The organism is Amycolatopsis sp. NPDC024027 (genome assembly GCF_040638975.1).
Taxonomy (GTDB): domain Bacteria; phylum Actinomycetota; class Actinomycetes; order Mycobacteriales; family Pseudonocardiaceae; genus Amycolatopsis.
This window is the reverse complement of the sequence record NZ_JBEZYY010000001.1, coordinates 931,520-955,238: the sequence shown is the minus strand read 5'-3', so window position 1 is coordinate 955,238 and position 23,719 is coordinate 931,520. Positions and strand designations below refer to the sequence as shown.

The 23,719-nt window shown below is 71.3% G+C and carries 19 protein-coding genes; 11 read left to right on the top strand and 8 right to left on the bottom strand.

What is annotated here, in order from left to right:
• Positions 1-16 precede the first annotated feature (16 nt).
• The 7 genes from AB0F52_RS04625 to AB0F52_RS04595 form a co-directional block, all read right to left on the bottom strand.
• Positions 17-1,054 carry a HoxN/HupN/NixA family nickel/cobalt transporter gene (locus AB0F52_RS04625; protein ID WP_360164625.1) on the bottom strand — a complete coding sequence of 346 codons (1,038 nt, stop codon included), beginning with the start codon at positions 1,052-1,054 and terminating at the stop codon, positions 17-19.
• Between the two features lie 106 nt (positions 1,055-1,160).
• Positions 1,161-2,090, bottom strand: a complete 930-nt coding sequence (locus AB0F52_RS04620; protein WP_360164491.1) for an N-acetylmuramic acid 6-phosphate etherase — start codon at positions 2,088-2,090, stop codon at positions 1,161-1,163.
• A gap of 23 nt (positions 2,091-2,113) precedes the next feature.
• The gene (locus tag AB0F52_RS04615; protein ID WP_360164489.1) at positions 2,114-3,088 is read right to left on the bottom strand and encodes a MurR/RpiR family transcriptional regulator; all 975 of its coding nucleotides are present in this window, start codon (positions 3,086-3,088) and stop codon (positions 2,114-2,116) included.
• Positions 3,089-3,326: 238 nt separating this feature from the next.
• Positions 3,327-5,057 carry a serine hydrolase domain-containing protein gene (locus AB0F52_RS04610; RefSeq protein ID WP_360164623.1) on the bottom strand — a complete coding sequence of 577 codons (1,731 nt, stop codon included), beginning with the start codon at positions 5,055-5,057 and terminating at the stop codon, positions 3,327-3,329.
• Between the two features lie 47 nt (positions 5,058-5,104).
• The gene (locus AB0F52_RS04605) at positions 5,105-6,382 is read right to left on the bottom strand and encodes a DUF1343 domain-containing protein (protein ID WP_360164487.1); all 1,278 of its coding nucleotides are present in this window, start codon (positions 6,380-6,382) and stop codon (positions 5,105-5,107) included.
• A complete protein-coding gene (locus tag AB0F52_RS04600; RefSeq protein WP_360164621.1) occupies positions 6,379-8,136 on the bottom strand; it encodes a glycoside hydrolase family 3 protein in 1,758 nt (585 codons plus the stop codon). Before AB0F52_RS04600 ends, AB0F52_RS04605 begins: the two co-directional genes overlap by 4 nt.
• Before the next feature lie 760 nt (positions 8,137-8,896).
• Positions 8,897-9,727: an HAD family hydrolase gene (locus AB0F52_RS04595; protein WP_360164485.1), complete on the bottom strand. Its 831-nt coding sequence runs from the start codon at positions 9,725-9,727 to the stop codon at positions 8,897-8,899.
• 638 nt (positions 9,728-10,365) lie between these two features.
• On the opposite strand from AB0F52_RS04595, the gene ssd reads away from it, so the two are divergent.
• The 8 genes from ssd (at position 10,366) to AB0F52_RS04555 (ending at position 17,030) form a co-directional block, all read left to right on the top strand.
• Positions 10,366-11,433, top strand: coding sequence for a septum site-determining protein Ssd (gene ssd, locus AB0F52_RS04590; RefSeq protein ID WP_360164483.1), 1,068 nt, complete (start codon positions 10,366-10,368; stop codon positions 11,431-11,433).
• Positions 11,434-12,075: 642 nt separating this feature from the next.
• A complete protein-coding gene (locus AB0F52_RS04585; protein ID WP_360164481.1) occupies positions 12,076-13,227 on the top strand; it encodes a TadA family conjugal transfer-associated ATPase in 1,152 nt (383 codons plus the stop codon).
• A gap of 46 nt (positions 13,228-13,273) precedes the next feature.
• On the top strand, positions 13,274-14,032 hold the full coding sequence (locus AB0F52_RS04580) for a type II secretion system protein (protein ID WP_360164479.1): 759 nt from the start codon (positions 13,274-13,276) through the stop codon (positions 14,030-14,032).
• Entirely contained in the window at positions 14,029-14,745 is a 717-nt protein-coding gene (locus AB0F52_RS04575; protein WP_360164477.1) for a type II secretion system F family protein, read from the top strand. The genes AB0F52_RS04580 and AB0F52_RS04575 overlap by 4 nt, the downstream gene beginning before the upstream one ends.
• Positions 14,746-14,774: 29 nt before the next feature.
• Entirely contained in the window at positions 14,775-14,951 is a 177-nt protein-coding gene (locus tag AB0F52_RS04570; protein ID WP_360164475.1) for a DUF4244 domain-containing protein, read from the top strand.
• A gap of 20 nt (positions 14,952-14,971) precedes the next feature.
• Positions 14,972-15,307 (top strand): TadE family type IV pilus minor pilin, encoded by a 336-nt coding sequence (locus AB0F52_RS04565; protein ID WP_360164473.1) that lies wholly within the window; start codon positions 14,972-14,974, stop codon positions 15,305-15,307.
• Positions 15,294-15,731 (top strand): Rv3654c family TadE-like protein, encoded by a 438-nt coding sequence (locus AB0F52_RS04560; protein ID WP_360164471.1) that lies wholly within the window; start codon positions 15,294-15,296, stop codon positions 15,729-15,731. Before AB0F52_RS04565 ends, AB0F52_RS04560 begins: the two co-directional genes overlap by 14 nt.
• A 681-nt stretch (positions 15,732-16,412) precedes the next feature.
• A complete protein-coding gene (locus AB0F52_RS04555) occupies positions 16,413-17,030 on the top strand; it encodes a bifunctional DNA primase/polymerase (protein WP_103337797.1) in 618 nt (205 codons plus the stop codon).
• 93 nt (positions 17,031-17,123) lie between these two features.
• Here AB0F52_RS04555 and AB0F52_RS04550 read toward each other — a convergent pair whose 3' ends face one another.
• Complete coding sequence (locus tag AB0F52_RS04550; RefSeq protein ID WP_360164619.1) at positions 17,124-19,625, bottom strand: DEAD/DEAH box helicase; 2,502 nt, start codon at positions 19,623-19,625, stop codon at positions 17,124-17,126.
• Between the two features lie 350 nt (positions 19,626-19,975).
• On the opposite strand from AB0F52_RS04550, the gene AB0F52_RS04545 reads away from it, so the two are divergent.
• From AB0F52_RS04545 to AB0F52_RS04535, 3 genes are all read left to right on the top strand, one after another.
• Positions 19,976-22,270, top strand: coding sequence for a sodium-translocating pyrophosphatase (locus tag AB0F52_RS04545; RefSeq protein WP_360164469.1), 2,295 nt, complete (start codon positions 19,976-19,978; stop codon positions 22,268-22,270).
• 156 nt (positions 22,271-22,426) lie between these two features.
• Complete coding sequence (locus AB0F52_RS04540; RefSeq protein WP_360164467.1) at positions 22,427-23,017, top strand: hypothetical protein; 591 nt, start codon at positions 22,427-22,429, stop codon at positions 23,015-23,017.
• A gap of 51 nt (positions 23,018-23,068) precedes the next feature.
• On the top strand, positions 23,069-23,719 hold the full coding sequence (locus tag AB0F52_RS04535; protein ID WP_360164465.1) for a hypothetical protein: 651 nt from the start codon (positions 23,069-23,071) through the stop codon (positions 23,717-23,719).

The following is a 23,719-nucleotide window of genomic DNA, read 5'->3' as shown; positions in this document are numbered from 1 at the left end:
CCGCCCGGCGTCGCCGTCAGGACAGCTTCGCCGACCACTTCTCTTCGATCCGCCCGAACCGCCACACCGCGAGCGCGACGATCCACGTCAGCACGAACAACCCGACGATCCCGAAGCCGACGTAGTCCAGGTTCACCGACGCGATCGCGGCCAGCGGCCCGCTCGTGATGGCCAGCTTCTCGGCGAGGATCGACACCAGTTCGATGGTCCCGATGAGCAGCGCCACCGCGACCGACAGCGCGGTGACCGTGATGTTGTAGAAGATCTTGCGCACCGGCTTCGCGAACGCCCAGCCGTAGGCGAAGTTCATGAAGCAGCCGTCCACGGTGTCGAACAGGGTCATCCCGGCGGCGAACAGGATCGGCAGCACCAGGATCGCGTACCACGGCAGCGCGAACGTCGCGGCGCCCGCGGCCAGCACGAGCAGCCCGATTTCGGTCGCGGTGTCGAACCCCAGCCCGAACAGCAGCCCGACCGGGTAGATGTGCCACGGCTTGCGCACGGCCTTCGTCGCGCCGCGCAGCAGCCGGTTCAACAGGCCGCGGTTGTCCAGCTGGTGTTCCAAAGCGGCCTCGTCGAACTCGCCCCGGCGCATCTGCCGGAAGACCCGCAGGATCCCGACGAGCACCACGAGGTTCAGGATCGCGATCACGTAGAGGAACACTCCGGACACCGACGTCCCGATCACGCCCGTGGCCTGGTGCAACGCCGACGAGCCGTCCTCGACCTGCCCGGCCAGCGCGCGGACGCCGAGGGACAGCAGCAGGCACAGCGCGAAGACGATCGTCGAGTGCCCGAGCGAGAACCAGAACCCGACCGACAGCGGCCGGCGGCCGTCGGCCATCAGCTTGCGCGTGGTGTTGTCGATCGCGGCGATGTGGTCGGCGTCGAACGCGTGCCGCATGCCGAGCGTGAACGCCGTGACACCCAGCCCGATCCCGAACACGCCGGACGCGCCCAGCGCGTAGTGGTGCGGCGCGACGAACGCCGTGAGCACGCCCCAGCCCACGACGTTCAGCAGCAGGATGAACCCCGCCATCCCGCCGATCGACATCCACTCGCGACGCGAAAGCCCGCGCCGCGAGTCCTCCGTCTCGACCGCCATCGCGCACCCGCCTTCCCTCTCATCTGAGAGGTTAGACAGGTGAACAGATGAGAAGCTAGCTCGCTCGCACCCGAAGTGTGTCCAGCGCCTTCCGCACGTGCCCGCCCGACGCGTGCAAAGCCTTCGCGGCGCTCTTGACGTCCTCGCCGGACAGCAAGTGCACCAGCGCCACCTTGAGGTCGCCCCCGGCCTCGGTGAGCGCGTCCGAGCAGTCCGCCATCGTCATCCCGGTGGCTTCCTGCAGGATCCGGATGGTCCGGCCGCGCAGCTTCGCGTTCGTGGCCCGCATGCTGACCATCAGGTTGGAGTAGGTCCGGCCCAGCTTGATCATCGTCGCGGTGGAGAACGACGTGAGGATCATCTTCTGCGCCGTGCCCGCCTTCATCCGGGTCGAACCGGCGATCGCCTCCGGCCCGGTGTCGACGGCGATGAGCACGTCCACCCCGGCCGGCTTCGCGGCCTTGGCGTTGCCCGAGACCAGCCCGGTCCGGGCGCCCTGGCGCGACGCCGCGGCCAGCGCACCCAGCACGTACGGCGTCCTGCCCGACGCCGTCAGCCCCAGCACGAAGTCGCCCGGCTGCACCATCGCGGCCATCTCGGCAGCCCCGGCCGCCGAATCGTCCTCCGCGTTTTCGACGGCCTGGCGCAGCGCGCGCTCGCCGCCGGCGTGGTGCGCGATGAACCAGTCACCCGGCACGTTGAACGTCGGCACCAGCTCAGCCGCGTCCAAGGTGGCCAGCCGCCCGGACGTGCCCGCGCCGACGTAGTGCACCCGGCCCCCGGCCCGCAGGGCGTCCACCGCGTAGTCCACCGCGCGCGCCACCTGGGGCAGCACCGCGGCGACGGCACCGGGGACCGTGCGGTCCTCGGCGTTGATCGCGCCCAGGATCCCCGCGGTGGACATCAGGTCGATGTCCTTGGTGCGGGGATTGCGGGTCTCGGTCGGCGAATCGACGTGCACCGCCTGCACGGGGACGGTCATCATGCGCCTCACATTTTCTCCGGGCATTACTTGCCGGTTTCCCGCGGACGGCGACGACCGTCCGGCCTGACCCCCAAGCGGTGTGATCCGACCGCGTCCCTCGTCGCGTCCAGCGCGTTGACCGAGGCGTCCATGTGCCGCTGCGCGACCCCGATGAACAGGCAGTCGATGACGGTGAGCTGGGCGATCCGGCTCGCCGTCGCTCCGGAACGGAACGTGGTTTCCCGCGCCGCGGTCGTCAAAACGTGGTCGGAGACCTCGGTGATGGGGGAACGCGGGAAGTTCGTCACGGCGATGGTGCTGGCGCCGTGCTCGCGCGCCACGCGCAGCGCCTCGACGGTGTCGGTGGTCGCGCCGGTGTGCGAGACGCCGATCGCGACGTCACCGGGGCTCAGCACCGCGGCCGAGGTGAGCATGATGTGCGTGTCCGACCACGCGAAGCACACGCGGCCGATGCGGTGCAGCTTCTGCTGCAGGTCCGCGGCGACGAACGCGCTGGCGCCCACGCCGTAGACGTCCACGCGGCCGGCGTTCGCGACGACCTCGATCACCTGCTCGAGGGTGGCGACCTCGAGCTGGTCGGCCGTCTCTTCGACCGCTCGCGCGTCGGCGAAGCTGACCTTGCTGATCACGGCGGCCAGGTCGTCCTCCGGCCCGATCTCGCCGCCGAGGTTGCGCGTCGTGCGCGCCTCGGTGCGTGCGGTGTCCGCGGCCAGCGCGATGCGCAGCTGCGGGTATCCACCGACGCCCACCGCCTTGCAGAACCGGGTCACCGTGGTCTCGCTCGTGTTGGCGGCCAGGGCCACCTCGGTGATGCTGCGCCGCGCGACGTGCGCGGGGTCTTCGAGCACCACCTTGGCCACGCGCTGCTCGGCGCGGGCCAGGCCAGGGAGCAGGGACCGGATCCGCACCAGCGGGCTGGAGTCGGCGTCCCGGCCGGCCGTCTGGACCGATACGGGCTCGGACGGTGCCGGGCCGATTACGGATTCGGTATCATTCATCGTCGGAAAGTTACTAACCGTTGGCATCTGTGACAAGGCTACCCACACCCTTCGGTCGGTTCGCAACCCGTCCGTGTCTGCGGATCTGGATTTGCGATTAATCACTGACCAGAAAGTCGCCAACCAGGTCGCCCTTGTTAACGAGGTCAAGCTAACGACTTGGCAACTTAGTGTCGCGGTGCAAGCGGCAAGAAGACGGTAAACTCGGCCTCTCGGTCGACGTTCGGCGATCGGCCGGTCACCGAGAGGTCAACTGCCAACCCTCTGCAACGAATATCGCGGGGTCTTGTTCACCGTCGAGGAGTGATCGGCCGCTCTCGGTGACTTTCACACCGTCCACCGAAACTCCTCGTCCCGTGTAACTCGGGTCGGTGCTGTAACGCCAGCGGAGGCTCACCGACGCGCCCTGCGGCACGGTCCCCACCGCCCGCCACCAGGCGCGGTGCCCGTGCCCGGAGAGCGACGTCACGGTTCCGGAGGGTGCCCCCGGTCCGGAAACCGACAAGGCGATCGGTTGCCAGTTAACGCCGTCGGTGCTGGCCTGCAGCTGAAGTGGATCACCGCTGCCCTCGGTGTCCACGAAAGCAGCGAACGAGACCCGCGCTTGATCACTATGCGTGGTAAATGCCCGGGTGCTGAGCGTAGCGACGGCGGCGTTACCCAGCGTGCTCGTCCAGGCGTCCTTCCCGGCCACCGGCCGCACCGCCATGGCCCGGGCCAGCGACGTCGCCCAGACCTGGCGGGCGGTGTTGATCGAGCCCCAGTTCCGGGTCGGGTGCACCCGGTTCGTCAGCAGGATCGCGACCGACCGGGACTCCGGGTCGATGACCAGCGTCGTTCCGGTGTAACCGGTGTGCCCGGCGGTGACCGGCGACGCCAGCGCGCCCATGTACCAGGGCTGGTCGAGCTCGAAGCCGAGGCCGTGCGCGTCGTCCGGGAACTGCTGGTTGTAGTTCGTCAGCATCTGCCGGACGGTCTCCTCGCGGAGGATCCGGTGCCCGCGGTAGCTGCCGCCGTTGAGGATCGCCTGGGCGAGGGTGGCCAGGTCGCTCGCGGTGCTGAACACGCCCGCGTGCCCGGCGACGCCGCCGAGCGACCACGCGTTCTCGTCGTGCACGCTGCCACGCACCATCCCGCGCGGCGGGTTCGCCTCGAACTCCGTCGCGGCGATCCGGCTCAGCTTCGCCGCGGGCGGGTTGTAACCGGTGTCGGTCATGTCGAGCGGGGCGGTGATCCGGTCGTGGACGACCTTGTCGAGGGACTGCCCGGTCAGCTTCTCGACGATGAAGCCGAGCGTCAGCAGGTTGATGTCCGAGTAGAGGTACGTCGTCCCCGGCTTGTTCTTCAGCGGGCTGTCGAGCACGGCCTGCCGGCGCGAGGGGATGTCGGGGTAGCCGGCCCAGAGCGACGGGATGGGGTCGGCGTCGAAGCCCGAGGTGTGCGTGAGCAGCATCTTGACCGTGATGGCGGCCTTGTCGCCGGTGGCGAACTCCGGGAAGAAGCGGCTCACCGGGGTGTCGATGGTGAACTGCCCGCGCTCGACGAGCTGGAGCACCGCGATCGAGGTGAACAGCTTCGAGATCGAAGCCATGTCGAAGATGGTGTCGTTCTTCATGGGGACCTGCTGGTCCGCGGGCAGCTCGGTGCCCGCGGCGTCGGCGTACCGCAGCGCGCCGCCGACCGCGTACCGGTCGACGACCACGCCATCGTGCGCGAGCAGGCCGACCGCCCCGGAGAAGTGCGGATGCCCGGAAGCGTCCGGCTTCGTCCAGCTCGCCAGGAAGTCCTCGGCCGCCTTGATCGGCGCCGGGTCGAGTCCGACGTCCTGCGGCCGCCCGTCGCGCAGCGTCGTCCACGGCGGGGCGAACCCGTGCTGCGGCCGGTCGAAGCGGCCGGCCGCCGGATCGTGGCTGGTGATGGCGCTGGCTCCCGAGTCCGACACGGTCAACGTGGTCAGGGCAACCAGCACTCCGGTGGCCGCGACGAGGACCTTCCTAGCACGCACGAGTCTCCCCCTCAGCGGTAGAGCAGGTAGTGGCGGCGTCTCCGCTCGAACTCGGCCAGCTCGGCCCGCCAGGCGCCGGCGACCTCGTCGACGCCCGCGCCGGCGTCGACCATGGTCCGGAGCCGGTCGGACCCGGACAGCTTGTCGATGTAGTTGTCGGGGCGCCAGGCGAACACGTCCGGGTGCAGGGCCTTCGCCGTGACGAGCATGGCGACGGCGGTCCGGATCGCGTCGAAGGCCCGCGGGTCGCGCACGCTCAGCTGCACGCCGCCGCACGGCTGGTTGACGAACTTGCTGAACGTGGGGACGAAGTAGGTCTCGCGGAACCGCGCGCCGGGCAGGGCGAGGTCCTCGAGCTTCTCGCGCCAGCGCCAGTCGAGCCCCGGAGCGCCGATGATCTCGAACGGCCGGGTGGTGCCCCGGCCCTCGGAGAACACCGTGCCTTCGAACATCCCGGTACCCGGGTAGACGAGCGCCGTCTCCGGCGTCGGCATGTTGGGGCTCGGCAGCACCCAGTTCAGCCCGGTCTGCGCGAAGAGCGTGTCGCGCTGCCAGCCGCGTACCTGGACGACGTCGAGGTGCTGGAGCTGGACCCCTTCGCCGGGCAGGAACTCTTCGGCGAAGAAGCGCGCGAGCTCCCCGGCGGTCATGCCGTGCTGCTGGACGATCGGCTTCTTGCCGATCCCCGAAGCGAACTTCGGGTCGAGCAGCGGCCCGGCCGCCCGGCCGCCGATGGGGTTCGGCCGGTCGAGCACGACGAAGGCCGCGTTCGTCTTCGCGGCGGCCACCATCGCGGTGTAGAGCGACCAGATGTAGGTGTAGAAACGCGCGCCGACGTCGGCGATGTCGAACACGACGGTGTCGACGCCGGTCTTGGTGAACAGCGAAGCGAGCTTCGTCGCGTCGGCGCCGTACGCGTCGTACACCGGGACGCCCGTGCGGGGGTCGGTGTAGTCGCCTTCGGAACCGCCGGCCTGCGCGCTGCCGCGGAAGCCGTGTTCGGGGCCGAAGGCCGCCACCGGTTTCACACCGGCGGCCACCATCGAGTCGACGATGTGGTCGCCGTTCAGCAGGACGCCGGTCGGGTTCGAGAGCACGCCGAGCCTGCGGCCCATGAGAGGACGCCAGCCCTGCGCGGCCAGCTGCTCCGCGCCGGTGAGGACGCGCCCACGCCCCTGATCGGCCTGTTCGGCTCGTTCGGGTTCGGCTCCCGCGACGGCCGAACCGCCCGCCAGGGCCGGGACCGCCAGCGCGCTCGCGCCCAGGAAGTGGCGCCGGTTGAGCGTCACCAGGTCAGCCCGTGGCCGAACGGGTACTTCACGGTCTGCATGTCGGCCCCCGCGGGGATGTCGACCGGCAGCTTCCCGATCGGCTTCGTCTCGCCGAGGATCACCTTGGCCAGCGCCTCCAGGGTCGGCGTGATGTAGCCGTAGGTGGCCAGCCAGGTCCGGACGGTGCTCGGGTAACCCGCGTCGTACGGGATCTGCGCGGCGACCGCGACCACCGGCTTCCCGGTGGCCTGCAGCGCGTCGAGCAGCTTGGTCTGCAGGGGGTAGGTGGCGATGTTGTTGGTCAGGACGACGACGAGATCGGCGGTCTGGGCCTTGGCGACGGCCTGCGCGATCTGGGCGTCCGTCGGGACCTGGCCGGTTTGGTAGGCCGTCGCGGCCGTGCCGTGGGCGGTCAGCTTCTGCGCGAGGGTCGCCGTCGTGGACGCGCCCCAGCCGGTGACCAGCGTCGTCGCGGGCTTCTGCTTGAGGGGCAGGAGACCGGCGTCGTTCGCGATGGCCGTGATGCCGCGGTCGGCGATGTCCTGCGCGGTCGCGAGGCTCGGCGGGATGCCGACGGTCTTCATCACCCGGCCGGTGTCGACGAACGGCGCGAAGAGGATGCCGCGCAGGAACTTGAGCTTGAGCACGCGCAGCACGCTCTGGTCGATCCGCCGCATCGGGATGTCACCGGACTTGACGGCGGCGATGACCGAGTTGATGGCGAGCTCGAGGTGCACCGGCATGAGCAGCTGGTCGACACCCGCCTTGAGCGCGAGCACCGGGATCTCGGCGTCGCCGTGCAGCTTGCGCACGCCTTCCATCTCGAGGGAGTCGGTGATCACGACGCCGTGGTAGCCGAGTTCGTTGCGCAGCCGGCCGGTGATGATCGGCTGCGACAGCGTCGCGGGTTCGAGCGAGGGGTCGAGGCTGGGGAACTGGATGTGCGCGCTCATGATCGAGTCGACGCCGGCTGCGATCGCGGCCTTGAACGGCGGCACGTCGGTGGCCCGCCACTGCGCCTCGGTGCTGTCGATCCGCGGCAGCCCGGTGTGGCTGTCGGTCGGCGCGGCACCGTGCCCGGGGAAGTGCTTGGCCGTCGCCGCGACGGTCTTCGTCGGGAAGCCGGAGTCCTGGAAGCCCTTGATCTCGGCCCGGACGAAGTCGCCGGCCAGGCCGGGCCGGCCGGAGAACGACCGGACGCCGATGACCGGGTTGACCGGGTTGGAGTTGACGTCCGAATCGGGCGCGAAGTCCTGGTTGATGCCGACGGCCCGCAGTTCGCGGCCGAGGATGGTCGCTGCCTGCGTCGCGCGCTTCGTGTCCCGCCCGGCGGAGATGGCCATGGCGTTCGGGAACTCGGTGGCCGGCGCGCCCATCCGCGTGACCGTGCCGCCCTCCTGGTCGGCGGCGATCTGCAGCGGGATGTGCGCCCCGCTCGTGACGGCGGCCTGCTGGAGGCCGTTGGACAGCTTCGCGACCTGCACGGGGTCGTCGAAGTTGTCGCGCGTGTCGTTGTTGAAGTAGATGACCCCGCCGAGGTGGTACTTCTGGATGACCTGCGCGGGGGTGTCGACGCCGAAGTCGGTCTGGTTCTTCGGGTGGACCTCGTCGGCGGTCTTGCCGTTCACCCAGGTGACGAACAGCTGCCCGACCTTCTGCTCGAGCGTCAGCCCCCGCAACGCCTGGGTCGCCGCGGCCTCGGCCTGCGCGTCCGTGCTCACCCGCGGTGCGCTCGCCGCGGTCGCGACACCCACACCGGTGAAGGCGAGCACCCCCGCGACGGGCAGGGCGAGCGCATGGAACCTCCGATTTCGGGTCGTCACGACCAGCCTCCCAGAAAGTAGCGGGCGCTCGGACGTCAGAAGTCCACTCAGAGGCGCCAGTATCGGGAAGCTACTCACCGAATCCGGCGCTGTCCATCGACCGACCGCACGAACGCGCCAGTCGTACCCGGATCGGTAGGAAAGTCCCCGTCGGCAAGATGCACGCAGGTCCGAACGGGTGCCCCACTCACGCGAGTCGACCCTCCAGTCACGCGCGATGCCCCTCCAGTCACGCGAGATGCCCCTTCAATCACGCGAGATGCCCCTTCAACCACGCGAGATGCCCGGGACGTACCCCCAAATAGACGAGGCGGCGCCCGTGGCCGAAGCCACGGGCGCCGCCTGCAAGCGCGAACTTCTCGGGCGACCAAGCGTGCAACTCTGGTCGTACCTACATGGACTCGGCGTGTGGCGTCCCACTACGCAGTCCCTAGACGACGAGCCTCCCGCGGCGCGCTGCGCGTGGGTACCCGGAGTCCGCGCACGGAGGTTTGCCGGGGTGGAACAGGCTTCTCTTCTACCTGTTCCCTGGCCGACCGAACGTCCGCACCTACTTTCTACGCCGTGAGCCCGGTCACTTCAAGTGCGCGGACGGGTGCACCGGTACAGAGGCTGGATCGGGTGACACCGGCACCCTGCGCGACGGACAATTCGGGGCTGGGCCAAGCAAAGTGACGCTCGTACGGCCGTGTGGGTGGCAGGTGTCCCGTCAGCGGGACCGTCGGCGACGGTTGATCCCGTACCAGGTCGCTCCGGCGGCCACCGCGCCGACGCCGAGCGCCACCATCCCGGCCGATCGTGTCGGGATCCGGGTGCGCAGCGACATGGGCCGGTCGAAGGCCAGGATCGGCCAGCCGCGCTCGAGCGCCTCGCGCCGCAGGAGTTTGTCCGGGTTGACCGCGTGCGGGTGCCCGACGACCTCGAGCAGCGGGATGTCGGTGCTCGAGTCGGTGTAGGCGAAGCACTCGGCGAGGTCGTAGCCGTGGGTCGCGGCGAGCTGCTTCGCGGCGACGGCCTTGTTGGCGCCGTAGCAGTAGAAGTCGACTTCGCCGGAGTAGCGGCCGTCGACGATCTGCATCCGCGTGGCGACGCTCCGGGTCGCGCCGAGCATCTCCGCCACCGGCGCGACGACCTCTTCGCCGGTCGCCGACAGCACGATCACGTCGTGCCCGTCCTCGCGGTGCCGTGCGATCAGCTCCGCCGCCTCGGCGTACACGAGCGGGTCGACGACGTCGTGCAGCGTCTCGCGGACGATCGCCGAAACCTGGGCGACGTCCCAGCCGGCGCACAGCGCGGAAACTTCGGCGCGCAACCGCTCGGTTTTGTTCTCGTCGGCGCCCGCGAGCGAGAACACCAGCTGCGCGTATGCGCTTCGCAACGCGGCGCGACGGTTGATCAGCCCTTCTTTGAGGAGGGGCTTGCTGAACGCCAGCGCGCTCGACGAAGCGATGATCGTCTTGTCCAGGTCGAAGAACGCGGCCACCGCGTGCTCCGGGCCCGGCTTCCGGATGCGCGACGGCGCGCTGCTCGGTTCGGCCACCCGCCCAGGATAGGAGCTTGATCGAGGCGCGTCCCGTTGATCCACCACACGCGCGTCGCGCCGGGCGGAAAATCCATGACAGACAGGCACTTCGGGCGCGCTGTGCCGTTACCGAACTGTGTGCCTCATCCGGCGCGCGATCCGGCGCCGGGCGGAGTTACAGTGAGGGAGTCCGGTGTCCAACCGGGCCGGTTCAGTCCGACCCCCCGGGGCTGAACCCACGGCGGCCCCCGTCCCTCCCCCCTGGCGGGGGCCGCCCTCTTACCTTCCGTTTGCCTTCCCGGTTTCCGTTGCGCCTGCTGGATTCCGGTTTTTGACGGCGACGCTCCCGGCCTTCTTGCCTTCCGTTTACCTTCGTCAATTTCCCGTTGCGTGACGAAACGTGTTCGCGCTTGACGCGGAATCTTCCCGTGCGGAAATTCGTGGCCATTTTCCGCCGCAGCTGCGTCGCGGGCGGCCGTGATCCTGCCACACGCCACCGGCAGAACCGGTCCGCGAGCGGGGTCACGAGCGGCAGTTGTCCACAACACCCCGGTTGTCCACAGCCGCCCGCCCGCCCCGTTGTGCCGCCCCACCCCCGCCCGCGACGGTGGAACACGGGCCACCCACGGCCCGCACCGACGACGGGGGAGGACCGCATGACGGGGGAACGACCGCTGGTGATCGCCGCGGACGAAACCGTGCTCGACGAGATACTGCGCGTGGCCGCGGTCGCGGGCTGCGAACTCGACCGCGCACCGGACCTGACGGCGGCGAGCGGGCACTGGGCCCGTGCGCCGCTGGTGGTCCTCGACGAAGAAGCCGTCCGGCATCCACCGGCACTGCCCCGGCGCGGCGGGATCCTCCTGGTGTGCAAGGGCAGTCCGGGACCGGCGACGTGGGAGCACGCCTTCCGCAGCGGCGTCGAGCGCGTGATCGCGTTGCCCGACGAAGAATCCGCGCTCGCCGGCGCGTTCGCCGACGTCGTCGAGACACCGGCGGAGCAACCCGGGCTGGTGCTCGGCGTGGTCGGCGGCCGGGGTGGCGCGGGAGCATCCGTCTTCGCGGCGACCCTCGCACTGGCGGCCGACAGCGATCCGGGCGGCGCCCTGCTGCTGGACTGCGATCCGCTCAGCGGCGGCCTGGATGTGTTGCTGGGTTTGGAAAAGACGCCCGGAGCACGCTGGCCGGACGTGCACCTGAGCGGCCGGGTATCGGTGTCGTCGCTGGCCGCGAAGCTCCCGCAGCGGAGGCATCGCGGTGGCAGCCTCCCGGTCCTCGCGTCGGGCCCCGAAGGCGACGGCCCGGAGGTCGAGTCGTTGTCGGCGATCCTGTCCGCCGGCCGCCGCGCGGGCCGCACGGTGGTGTGCGACCTCCCGCGCGCCCTCGGTGAGGCGTCCGAGGAGGCGGTGCTGCGGGCCGACCTGGTGCTGCTGATGGTGCCGCTGGAGATCCGGGCGTGCCTGGCGGCGAAGAAGGTGCTGAACCGCCTGTCGAAGCTGACGGCCCGCATCGGCATGGTCACATGTGGACACTCGAAGGACCCGGCCGTCCGCACGGCCGCTCTCATCGGCCCGCCCCTGATGGCCGCGATGCCCCCGGAGCGCGGCCTCTGGCAGGCACTGGAGCGCGCCGAGTTCCCGACGAAACCGAAGGGCCCCTTGGCCAAAACGGCGGCCGAGATCCTGGCAATAGCCCGCCGCGAAGCCCAGGCGGCCACCCGATGAGCCCCACAGCCCACGGCCTCCGCCCCACGAGCGCCCCGACCAGAGTGTCGGAGCTGTTGCTCCCAACGGTCCTGAGCTTGCTGACCCGAGCCCCCGCAAGCGCGGCGAGGTTCTCGACGCTGCTGCGGCCCCAGCCGGAGCCGCACGCATGCCCACTCCCGGACACCCGAGTTACGGAATCGCCCAGCGAGCCACCGGCCATCCCCCAGCCCGCGCTACCGGCAGAGCAGGTGGACTCATGACGACCGCGTCGGCGGCTTCGCTCGCGCCACGGCGCGGGCCGCTGGATCGGCGCTCGTCGCGGGGCACCCGCGTCACGGCTGTTCGCGGCGGCCCGTCGGTGGCTCGTGGCCCCCTCGCGTCACCGCCTCGGTTGCCGGGTTCGCGTCGGCCGGGTGAGCCCCGGGTCGCCGCTGTTCGCGGCGGGCCATTGGCGACGCCTGGCTCCCTCGCGTCGCCGCGTCGGATGCCGTGCTCGTGGCGGAAGCCCCGCATCACCGCCTCGCGCGGCGGCCCATCGGCGACCCACGGCCCTCTCACCCCTCTGTGCGCGCGTCGATCTCGCGGTACCCGCGTCACCGCCCAGCGCGATCACCCGCCGACCACCTCGAGAACCCACTACCGAGCAAGGCGAGCGAACTCATGACCACCGACTTCGTCGACCGCGTCCGCAACCGCCTGGCCGGCGACCGCCGCCAGGCCGACCCAGTCGCCGTCGCGACCGCCGTCCGTGCCGAAGCCGGTGGCGTCCTCGGCCACGACGCGGTGCTCGACGCCGCCCGCCAAGCCCGCGACGAGTTCATCGGCGCCGGCCCGCTGGCCCCGCTCCTCGACGACCCGGCGACCACCGACGTGCTCGTCACCGGCCCGCACGAGGTCTGGACTGACGGCCCGCAAGGCCTGGTCCGCAGCGGCATCCGCTTCAAGGACGAAGAATCCGTCCGCCGCCTGGCCCAGCGCCTCGCCCTCGCCGCCGGTCGCCGCCTCGACGACGCCCAGCCCTACGTCGACGGCTGGCTCCCCGGCGCCGGCCCGCACGGCCGCATCCGCGTGCACGCCGTCCTCCCGCCGATCGCGGCCGGCGGCACCTGCCTGTCCCTGCGCGTCCTGCGCCCGGCGACGCACGACCTCACCACGCTCGGCGAACTCGGCGCGTTCGACGAGGCCGGCGCCAAACTCCTCCGCACCGTCGTCTCGAGGCGGATGGCGTTCCTCGTCACCGGCGGCACGGGCGCGGGCAAGACCACGCTCCTGGCCGCGCTGCTCGGCGCCGTCGACCCGGGCGAACGGATCGTCTGCGTCGAGGACGCTGGCGAGCTGCAGCCCGCCCACCCGCAGTTCGTCGGCCTCGTTGCTCGTCCGCCCAATGTGGAGGGTGCGGGCGCGGTCGGCCTGCCCGAGCTCGTCCGCCAGGCGCTGCGCATGCGTCCCGACCGGCTGGTGGTCGGCGAGGTCCGCGGCGCCGAAGTCGGCGCGCTGCTCACCGCGCTCAACACCGGTCACGACGGCGGCGCCTGCACCGTCCACGCCAACTCCCCGGCCGAGGTGCCCGCCCGCATCGAGGCACTGGCCGCGCTCGGCGGCCTCGGCCGCGACGCCGTCCACAGCCAGCTCGTCGCCGCGATCCGCGTGGTGCTGCACATGCGGCGCGAAGCAGACGGCCGCCGGCGCCTCGCCGAGGTCGGCGTGCTTCGCGCCGAACACGGCCGGGCCCGGGTCGTGCCGGTGTGGCGTGCGGGCCGGTGGACGGTCGACCGGCACCTGTTCGTGACGTCGGGGGCGATCGCGTGCTGAGTCTCCTGCTGCCGAACTCTTTCCCGCACAACCGAAGGAGGCGGCGATGATCACCCCGTGGTTCCCGCTGTGCGTGGGCGCGGCCCTGGCGTGCTGGCCCGCGGCGCCGAACCGGCTCCAGGTCATGATCGAGCCACCGGCGACCGTCCGGGTTCCCCAGGTGTGGCGCGCCGTCCGCTGGCTGCTCCCGGCCGCCCTCGCCGGATTGCTCGCTGGAGCGGGAGGCGCGATCGCCGCCGGCGTGCTGACACTGGCGTGGCGCCAGGAGTGGCGAGCCCACCGCCGAGCCACGGCGGACCTGACGATGGCCGCGCACACCGCGACCGCATTGCGCACGATGGTGGCCGAGCTGCGATCCGGCGCCCACCCGGTCACGGCGGCGGAAGCCGCTGCCGACGTGGTCCCGGCCGTAGCGGGCGACCTCCGAGCCCTCGCGACGGCGGCCCAGCTCGACACCGAGGCGCCCGCATCGGCCTTACCGCAGCTGGCCGCGGCCTGGACGCTGGCGAAACGCCACGGCCTCCCGATGGCCGACGTCCTCGACGCGACCCGCCGCGACGCCGAAGCCGGTCTGGCGTTCGGCCGCCGGATGCACGCCAAGCTGGCTGGCCCGCGGGCGAGCGCGACGGTGCTCACCGGACTGCCGGTGCTCTGCGTGCTGCTCGGGCAGGCCATGGGCGCGGCTCCGCTGTCCGTACTGACCGGCAGCACGCCAGGCCAGGTGCTGCTGGTCGCCGGGTGCGTCCTGCTCTGGGCGGGCACGGCCTGGTGCCGGGCCCTGACCGGACGGGTGCGGATCCGGTGACCGCGATCGCGCTCCTGCTCTTCGCCGGGGCATTGCTGAGCTGGCCGGACGAAGCCATCGTGCGGCGCTTCACTCGCCTGATCGACAGCCCGAAGCCCGTCCACGCGGGGCACCGGGCGCTGCCGCACATCGCGGCGACGGTGGGCGGAGTCTCGACAGCGGTGCTGGTCGGCGGGGTCGCCGGGGTGGTGGCGGGCACGATCGTGACCGCCACCGGGTGGTGGGCGATCCGCCGCACTCGCCGTCCCCGATCACCGGCCGTGGACATCGCCGCCAAGCTGCGGCTGGCGGGCACGCTCGACCTCCTCGCCGCCTGCCTGCGTGCCGGCCTGCCGGTTCCTTCGGCGTTGGAGGCCGTGGCCGGCACCGCGCCCGCGGCAGCGAGTACGGCGCTGAGCTCGACGGCCGGATTGCTCGCCCTCGGCTCCCGGCCGGACGAGGCTTGGGCGCCGGTGCAGGCCGCTCCCGGCCTGGCGGAGCTGGCGGCCGCGGCGATCCGGACGTCCCGTTCCGGGGCGGCGTTCGCCGCGGCGGCCGGCGACCTCGCCGGACGGTTCCGCGACGAGCTGGCGACCGAAGCCGAAGAACGCGCCGAGCGGGCCGGGGTGGCACTCGCGCTGCCGGTCGGTCTGTGTTTCCTGCCGGCCTTCTTCTGCCTGGGCGTGCTGCCGGTCGTCCTCGGCCTCGCCGGGCGGCTCGGCCCGCTCTTCTGACCTCGAACCCCCCTCGAAGGGAGACCCCCATGCGCACGTCCCGCCGCCGGCCCCGCTCGGACGACGGTTCCACGACGGTCGAGTACGCCATCGTCACGGTCGCCGTCGCGGCGTTCGCCGCTGTCCTCTACTCCTTGCTCACCGGAGACTCGGTCGTCTCTTGGCTGACGAACCTGGTCATGAAGGCCTTGTCGGTGCCGTCGTGAGACGCGGAGACGAAGGCTCGGTGACGGTCGAGGCAGCGCTCGGCCTGGCCGGCCTGACGGTGGTGACGGTCCTCCTGATCGCGGGCCTCACGGCGCTGACGAGCCAGCTGCGCTGCACGGACGCGGCCCGCGAGGCGGCGCGGCTGCTGGCCAGGGGCCAGCCAACCGAGGCGGCGGCCGCGGTCCACGAGATAGGGCCGCCGGGCGCGAGCCTGGCGTTCGAGCAAGTCGGCGACACGATCACGGCAAAGGTGACGGCCCACCCGGCGGCCGGCCTCCTCCCGGCGATCCACCTCGACGCAACGGCCTACGCGGTCGCCGAGCCGGGCACGGAGGTGGCAGGTGCCCAGGGCTGACGGGCCCGCCTCGGACAGAGGGGCGGCCACGATCTGGACGGCAATGGCGGTGGCGGCTCTGACGGGCGTGGCAACGCTCGCCTTGTGGCTGGGAGCGACGGTGATAGCCCGCCACCGTGCCGAGTCAGCGGCCGACCTGGGCGCGCTGGCCGCGGCTTCTCACGCGAACGAAGGTCCAATCCAAGCGTGCGAACGCGCGCGATGGGTAGCCGACCGGATGGCAGTGACGCTCGTGACCTGCCGCTGGCAACAGCTCGACGCGCTGGTCGAAGTCGAGGCACGAGGCCCCTCCCTGGCCGGCCTGCCGAGGCCATCCGCCCACGCCCGAGCCGGCCCGGCAGACGAACCACAACGCCCAGCCACGGCAGCCCCGCCGACCGACCTGGGCGGCACGCCGATCCGCCCGCTGGGGGCCGGCAGGTGAACCAAGACGCCCGGCCATGGCCTGCCGCCGTCGCGCACCCGCGACGGTGGCGGGGCCACCCGCCCACGCCTGCGCCAGACCGGTGGGTGAGCCACCGTGCCCAACCGCGGCCGCGCCGATGGCTGACCTGGGTGGTGCACCGATCCGTCCGCTCCGGGCTCGGTGGTTCGCCCTGTCCGCAGAACGCGACACCGTCGCGAGCCCGCGACAGCGCACCTCCGCCCACCGCGGCCACCCTCGGCGAGGGACCGGCGGCGGCCCTCGCCGCCGGGCGGACGCCGACCGGTCGGTATGGGGCGGTGACCGGCTGATCCGTGCACCCCGACGATGAGCGGCCGATTGTCACGGGCAGCGGTCGTTGGTGCACGGCGAGCGGTCGAATCGGCTGCTCACCTGGGCCGAACCAGCGCACCGGCGCCGCCGAGAGGGCGTCCGGAACCCCGCGGAACCTGGGGTTTCCCGCGACGAACGGTCCGCGTGCGGTCACCGTTCACCGTCCAGCCGCGCTGAGGGATTCGGTCGGGCCGTACGGATCACTGGGCGTTCATCGCCTCGTAACCACCGGTTGTCGCGCGGGGGTTCCGGGCAATGTGCAACTTGCCGTTAAGTGAGATGTGCGACACCACGACCGGGTTTGAACGGGTCGCGGAGAACCGAAACTCGAAGGCAGGCAGGAAGACAATGTTGGACGCGAATTGGCCGGACAGCTGGCGGGGCGCCTTCCGCATCGAACTGCGGGCGGAGGCGATCGGTCTCGCCTGGCGCGGCTGGCCGGTGCTCCCGGGCGTCGACCCCGCTCCGCTCACGGAAGGCGACGACCTCACCTGGCGCCGTCCGGTTCCGGCCATTGACGCTTGGCGCGAGCAGCTCGGCACTCATGCCCACGAGGTCGCCACCTGGTTCTCCGACCGCACCCACAGCCTGCTCGTCGCCACCGGCACCGTGCTCGACGCCGTCGAGGTCGACGACGAACTCGGCAAGCGCGCCTGCCGCCTCCTCCGCGCCCTCGGCCACCCCGCGCCCATCATCGCGCTGCCGAACGGCCGCTGGCTCTTCCTCACCACCGTCGCCGACCACGTTCCGGCCGAGCTGGCGACCCGCGCCTCCATCCAGTGGCACGGCAAGGACAGCTACATCCCGCTGCCGCCTTCGCCGTTCCAGCACGGTGTCGTGCACTGGCGCGTCAAGCCCGAGGTCTGCGGCTGGCAGCTGCCGGACGCCGCCGAGGTGCACGACGTCCTCGTGCGGGCCCTGGCCGGCGAGCGCTCGCCGCAGCTGGTTCAGACCAGCGCCGCCTGAGCGACCCGGACCACCCGAACCACCGCCGCCGGCCGGTCCCAGCCCGGGCGAGGCGGAGCAGGACACAACTCCATGAACCACCAAGTGGCCGTTCTAGGTGCCGTGTTGACGCAACGCCCCGAGCACGGTGCCCAGTACAGCCACTGCCCCCGCCTTGTCCAGCGGCTCGTTGCCGTTCCCGCACTTCGGCGACTGGACGCAGGACGGGCATCCCGTCGGGCACTCGCAGGAGACGATCGCCTCCCGCGTTGCGGCCAGCCACGGGACAATCGCGGCATAACCGCGTTCGGCAAATCCCGCACCCCCGGGATGGCCGTCATGCACGAACACCGTCGCCTCCCCGGTGTCTTCGTGCCACGCGGTACTCACCCCGCCGATGTCCCACCGGTCGCACGTAGCGAACAGCGGTAGCAGGCCGATCGCCGCGTGCTCGGCGGCGTGCAGGGCACCGGGGACCCGTGCCGGAACCAATCCGGCACCCCCCGGTGTCCTGCCACCCTCGCGAACGGGCCCCCGACCGTTCGCCTGGGTCTCCTCCCCGGTCCCCGCCGGCCCCGCAGATTCGGTCCCCACCCGATGGCCCCCGGTCCCCACCTCGCCATCGAAGCCGGCCGAGCCGGCCGAGTCGCCGGAGCCACCCGGGTCAGCAGACCCGCCTGGGTCAGCGGAGCCATCCGGGTCAGCGGAATCGGCGGCCGAAGAACCGAGCAGCTCGGCGGACACCGTGTACCAGACCGCGCGCGTCCGCAGGCTCTGCTCCGGCAGGTCGAGCGGCGTGTGGTCGAGGACCTCCCCGGACGGCCGCCGCCGCAAGTACCCCACCACCTGGGACGTCACGGCCACCTCGCCGAGGCAGACGCTCACTCCGCCGAAGTCCTGCTTCTCCTGGGTGCCGAGCACCGAGATGTCCACGACTTCGCGCGGTGTCGTCGTCCAGTCCGGGTTCTCCGCGTGCACCAGCGCCAGCCCGGTTTCCAGATCCAGCTCGTCGACGACGTACGACGACCCCTGGTGCAGGTACACCGCGCCGGGGTGGACGGCGAAGCACGCCGAACCCGGGTCGACCGTGCCGAGCATCCGGCCGGAGTCGGCTTCGACCACCGCGATCTGCTCCCCGCCCGTGCCGCGGATGCCGACCTCGGCGTGCGGCCGGTCCCGCGAAGTCCAGTACCAGCCGCTCGACCGGCGCCGCACCAGCTTCTGTTCCGCCAGCTCGGCCAGCACCTCCTGGGCCGCCGCGCCGCCGAACACCTCCAATTCCGGAAGCGTCAGCGGCAGCTCGGCCACAGCGCACGCGAGCTGCGGCGCCAGCACGTACGGGTTCGCCGGGTCGAGCACCGCCGATTCCACCGGCCGCGAAAGCAACGCCGCCGGGTGGTGCACCAGGTAGGTGTCGAGCGGGTCGTCCCGCGCGACGAACACCACCAGCGCCGAATCGCCGGACCGCCCCGCCCGGCCGGCCTGCTGCCAGAACGACGCGAGCGTGCCCGGGTAGCCGGCCAGCACCACCGCGTCCAGGCCCGCGATGTCGACGCCGAGCTCCAAGGCGTTCGTCGTCGCGACCCCCAGCAACCGGCCGGACAACAGCGCGGCCTCCAGCGCGCGACGCTCCTCCGGCAGATAACCAGACCTGTACGCCGCAACGGTTTCCGCCAACACCGGGTCCACTTCGGACAGAATGCGGCGCGCGCCCAGCGCCGCCAGTTCCGCACCGCGCCGCGACCGGATGAAGGCCAGCGACCGAGCACCCTCCAGGACCAGGTCGGCGAGGATCCGCGACGTCTCCGCCCCGGCCGAACGCCGGACCGGCGCGCCGTTTTCCCCGGTCAGCTCCTCCAGCAGCGGCGGCTCCCACAACGCGACCGTGCGCGCCCCGCGCGGCGAAGCGTCATCCGTCACGGCGACACAAGGCGCCCCCGTCAACCGCGAAGCGAACGAAGCGGGCGACGCCGTCGTCGCCGAAGCGAGCACGAAGACCGGCGAAGCGCCGTAGTGCTCAGCCACCCGCCGAAGCCGGCGAAGCAGCAGCGCGACGTGCGAGCCGAAGACGCCGCGATAGCTGTGGCACTCGTCGACGACCACGCAGCCGAGCCGCCGGAAGAACGTGGCCCACCGGCCGTGCGCCGAGAGGATCCCGCGGTGCAGCATGTCCGGGTTGGTGAACACCCAGTTCGCGTGCGCGCGCACCCAGTCACGCTCGACCATCGGCGTGTCCCCGTCGAACGACGCCGCCCGCACGCCCGGCACGTCCAAAGAGGACACGGCACGCAGCTGGTCCGCTCCCAGCGCCTTCGTCGGCGACAGGTACAGCGCGTTCGCCTTCTCGCCCGCGGCCAGCCGGGACAGCACCGGCAGCTGGTAGGCGAGCGACTTGCCCGAGGCCGTCCCGGTCGAAATCACCACGTGACGGCCCTCGTACGCGTGCGAAGCCGCTTCGGCCTGGTGCGCCCAGGGAGCGGAGACGCCGCAATCACGCAGCGCAGCGACAACCGCCGGATCCACCCAAGCCGGCCACTCTGCGTAGCGCGCGGCGCGACCAGGCAGGTCCGCGACGTGCGTGACCGGGTGCTCGCGCGACGGGATGCCGGCGGTCACCCGCCTCAGCAGCCGCTGCCCACGTGATTCGTCCACTCGCCGAGCTTGGCACAGGGGTACGACAGTTTCGGCATCCCCAGCTGCGCCAACGGATCGGCGATCGAGTGATCGATCAAGTGAGGAGGCTCACAAGGTAACGGAATGTACCGTCCCCGGGACGGCGTGAAGACGCTGGTTGCGGTACCAATACACTCCCGCAATCCACACCTCTCTGTGGTGAGCGTCATGTGAGACGTGCATTGCTGCCCGGCTAGCGTGTCGCTCGGTACAGGGTCCATGCCAGCGCCGGCCGTGTCGAACCCTCGGCTTGCCGTCGACGCTGGCGCTCGGCGACGTCTCCTGGAGGACGAATGTCACGGCAGTTCCTCGCGGAGGGCGGGTCCATCACGCTCTCCGGAGGTGGCTACACGATTGTCGGTGTAGTCGCCGTGGTCGCGCTTGCCGCACTCGTCATCGGCTACGTCTTGCTCAAGGAGGTGCTGGCCGCAGGCCAGGGCACCGCCAAGATGCAGGACATCGCCAAGGCGGTGCAGGAAGGCGCGGCCGCGTACCTCAAGCGGCAGCGGAACACCCTCGCCATTTTCGGCGTGATCGTGTTCCTCTTGCTCTTCGCACTTCCCGCCGACGACTGGAACGAGAAGATCGGCCGTTCGATCTTCTTCCTGGTCGGTGCGGCGTTCTCGTTCGCGATCGGTTACCTCGGCATGTGGCTGGCCACGCAGGCGAACCTGCGCGTGGCCGCCGCGTCGCGCGAGGAAGGCGGCCGCGAGATCGCGATGCGCGTGGCGTTCCGCACCGGTGGTGTGGTCGGCATGATCACCGTCGGTCTCGGCCTCTTCGGGGCCGCGGTCGTCGTGCTGGTCTACACCGGCCAGGCGCCCAAGGTGCTGGAGGGCTTCGGTTTCGGTGCCGCGCTGATCGCGATGTTCATGCGTGTCGGCGGCGGTATCTTCACCAAGGCCGCCGACGTCGGCGCCGACTTGGTCGGCAAGGTCGAGCAGGGCATCCCGGAGGACGACCCGCGCAACGCCGCGACCATCGCGGACAACGTGGGCGACAACGTCGGTGACTGTGCCGGCATGGCCGCCGACCTCTTCGAGTCCTACGCCGTCATGCTCGTCGCCGCCCTGATCCTGGGCAGCACCGCCTTCGGTGTGCACGGCCTGATCTTCCCGCTGATCGTGCCGGCCATCGGTGTCATCACCGCCGTCATCGGTGTCTACATCACGAAGGCGCGCGCGGGCGAAGGCGGCCTCGTCACGATCAACCGCTCGTTCTACATCTCCGCGGTCATCTCCGCCGTCCTGTCGGCGATCGCGGCGTTCGTGTACCTGCCGAGCAGCTTCTCCGACTTCGGCGCGGGCTACGAGAACTCGGGCAACCCGGCGGTCATCGCGACCATCGCGGTGATCATCGGCATTGTGCTCGCCGCGGTCATCCTGAAGCTGACCGGCTACTACACCGGCACCGAGTACAAGCCGGTCAAGGACGTCGCGCAGACGTCGGAGACCGGCGGCGCGACCGTCATCCTCTCCGGCATCTCGGTCGGTTTCGAGTCCGCTGTGTACACCGCGCTGGTGATCGGTGCGGCCGTGTTCGGCGCGTACCTGCTCGGCGGCGGCGTCGCGCTGTTCGCGGTGGCGCTGGCCGGCACCGGTCTGCTGACCACCGTCGGCGTCATCGTCGCGATGGACACCTTCGGCCCGGTTTCGGACAACGCGCAGGGCATCGCCGAGATGTCGGGCGACGTCGACGAGAAGGCCGCGCAGATCCTCACCGAGCTGGACGCGGTCGGCAACACGACCAAGGCCATCACCAAGGGCATCGCGATCGCGACCGCCGTCCTCGCGGCGACCGCGCTCTTCGGCTCCTACTCGGACGCCATCTCGAAGACGCTGGCGGGTATGGGCAACGGCGTGGTCACCGGCCTCGACGCGGCCAAGTCCTTCACCAACACGATCGTCAGCCCGAACACGCTGGTCGGCGTCATCATCGGTGCGGCCGTCGTGTTCATGTTCTCCGGTCTCGCGGTCAACGCGGTGTCCCGGGCCGCCGGCGCGGTCGTCTACGAAGTGCGCCGTCAGTTCCGCGACATCCCGGGGATCATGGAGGGCACCACCCGCCCCGAGTACGGCAAGGTCGTCGACATCGTCACGCGCGACTCGCTGCGTGAGCTGACGACGCCGGGTCTGCTGGCCGTCTTCGCCCCGATCGCGGTCGGTTTCGGCCTGGGCACCGGCGCGCTCGCCGGCTACCTGGCCGGCGCGATCGCCTGCGGCACCCTGATGGCGATCTTCCTCGCCAACTCCGGTGGCGCGTGGGACAACGCGAAGAAGCTGGTCGAGGACGGCAACCACGGCGGCAAGGGCTCGTCCGCGCACGAGGCCACCATCATCGGTGACACCGTGGGTGACCCGTTCAAGGACACCGCCGGCCCGGCGATCAACCCGCTGATCAAGGTGATGAACCTGGTCTCCGTGCTGATCGCGCCCGCCGTCGTGCAGTTCTCGATCGGCCCGGACGAGAACGCCGCGGTCCGCATCATCATCTCGCTGGTCGCGGTCGCGATCATCGTGGCGGCGATCGTGGTTTCGAAGCGCCGGGGAACGGTTCTCTCCGACACCCCGACGGAGATCAAGGCCTGAGTTCCCGGCTCCAGGCGGCCCCGGGCCCGGTACGCGGTGACGCGTGCCGGGCCCGGGGCTTGCCCGGGCATCCCAGAAAGGCCCGGCGACTTGCGAAGCAGCATCGAGTCGGTACCGTCGGGGCTGCGGGGAGGTAGTCGGGCAGGAGGTACGCGGGTGCGGCAGCGGTCCACCGTTTTCGCCGCGCTGACCACGACGATCGCCCTCGGTCTCGCCGGGTGTGGTCAGCCGTCGCCGGTGCAGTCGCCGCCGCGGGAGCAGGAGCTGCCGGCGTCGACCGTGGTGCCCCAGGCCGATCCCGCGGCGACGTGGGCAGGTGGCTACTGCGACGCCGTGACGCACCTGGTCCGCGCGCTCGCTTCGCTGCCCGCCGTCGATCCCAGCACGCCGCAGAAGGCGTCCCGGACGTCCAGTGACCTGCTTTCTTCGGTGGTCGGCGGGCTCGACCAGAGCCTGTCCGGGCTGACTGCGCTCGGTGCGCCGCCGGTGCCGTCGGCCGACGGTGGCCGCAAGGACGTCATCGAGCAGTTCACCCAGATCCGCGCGCAGGCCGAGACCTCGCGCCGGCGCATCGAGGCCGTCCGTGGCGACGCGGCGGCGACGAAGGATGCCCTCGGCCAGGCCAGGGCAACGCTCGACCGCATCGACGCGCTCGACTACCTCAAGGGCCTCAAGGACGTCCCGGCCCTCGCTGCCGCGGAACAGCGCGCGCCGGCCTGCCGCCAGCTGGATCAGCCTGCCGGCTGAAGATCCTCGCGAGACCTGCCGTGAATCGAACTTGTGTTCTAGTATAGCGCGGTGGATCGGACGATCTCGCTCTTTTCCGCCGAGGCCAGCGGGCCGGGCCTGGGCGACCTGGCCGGCCTGCTGTGCTGCCACGGCCAGATCACCGGCTTCGGGCGCACCGCCGCCCGGCTTTCGGTGGTCGTCGAGGAGCCGTGGCGGGCCCACGTCCTGGCCGGCGAGCTCCGCTGCCGCGGCGCGGACGCCCAGGTGTCGAAGGCCGACTGTGGCCGTCCGCAGGTGCGCACGTCGTTCCGGGTCGACCTGCTGCCGCTGGCGCTGCGGTGGCTGCGTGAGGGCTGTGCGGGCCCGGTCGAGGACGATTCGGGCAAGGCGGTGCCGGACGGGTTCCGGCTGAGCGGCGCGATGCTGCGGATGTGGGCGCTGGCCGGCGGCCGTCCCGGGACGCAGGGTTACCTGCTGGGGGTCGACCCGCTCGCGCCCGGCATGCACGAGCGGCTCGTCGAAGCGCTGACGCCGTTGGGCGTCGCGGCGAAGCTGACCGGTCCGAAGGCCGAGGTCCCGGCCGTCAAGGTCACCGGCAAACGCCGGTTGGAGGCGCTGCTGGAGCTGATCGGGGAGCCGCCGCCCGGCGCCGAAGCGGCGTGGCCGGGCGCGGCACCGCAACCGGTCCCGCACCCGGAGGCCGTGACGAGCACGGCCTGA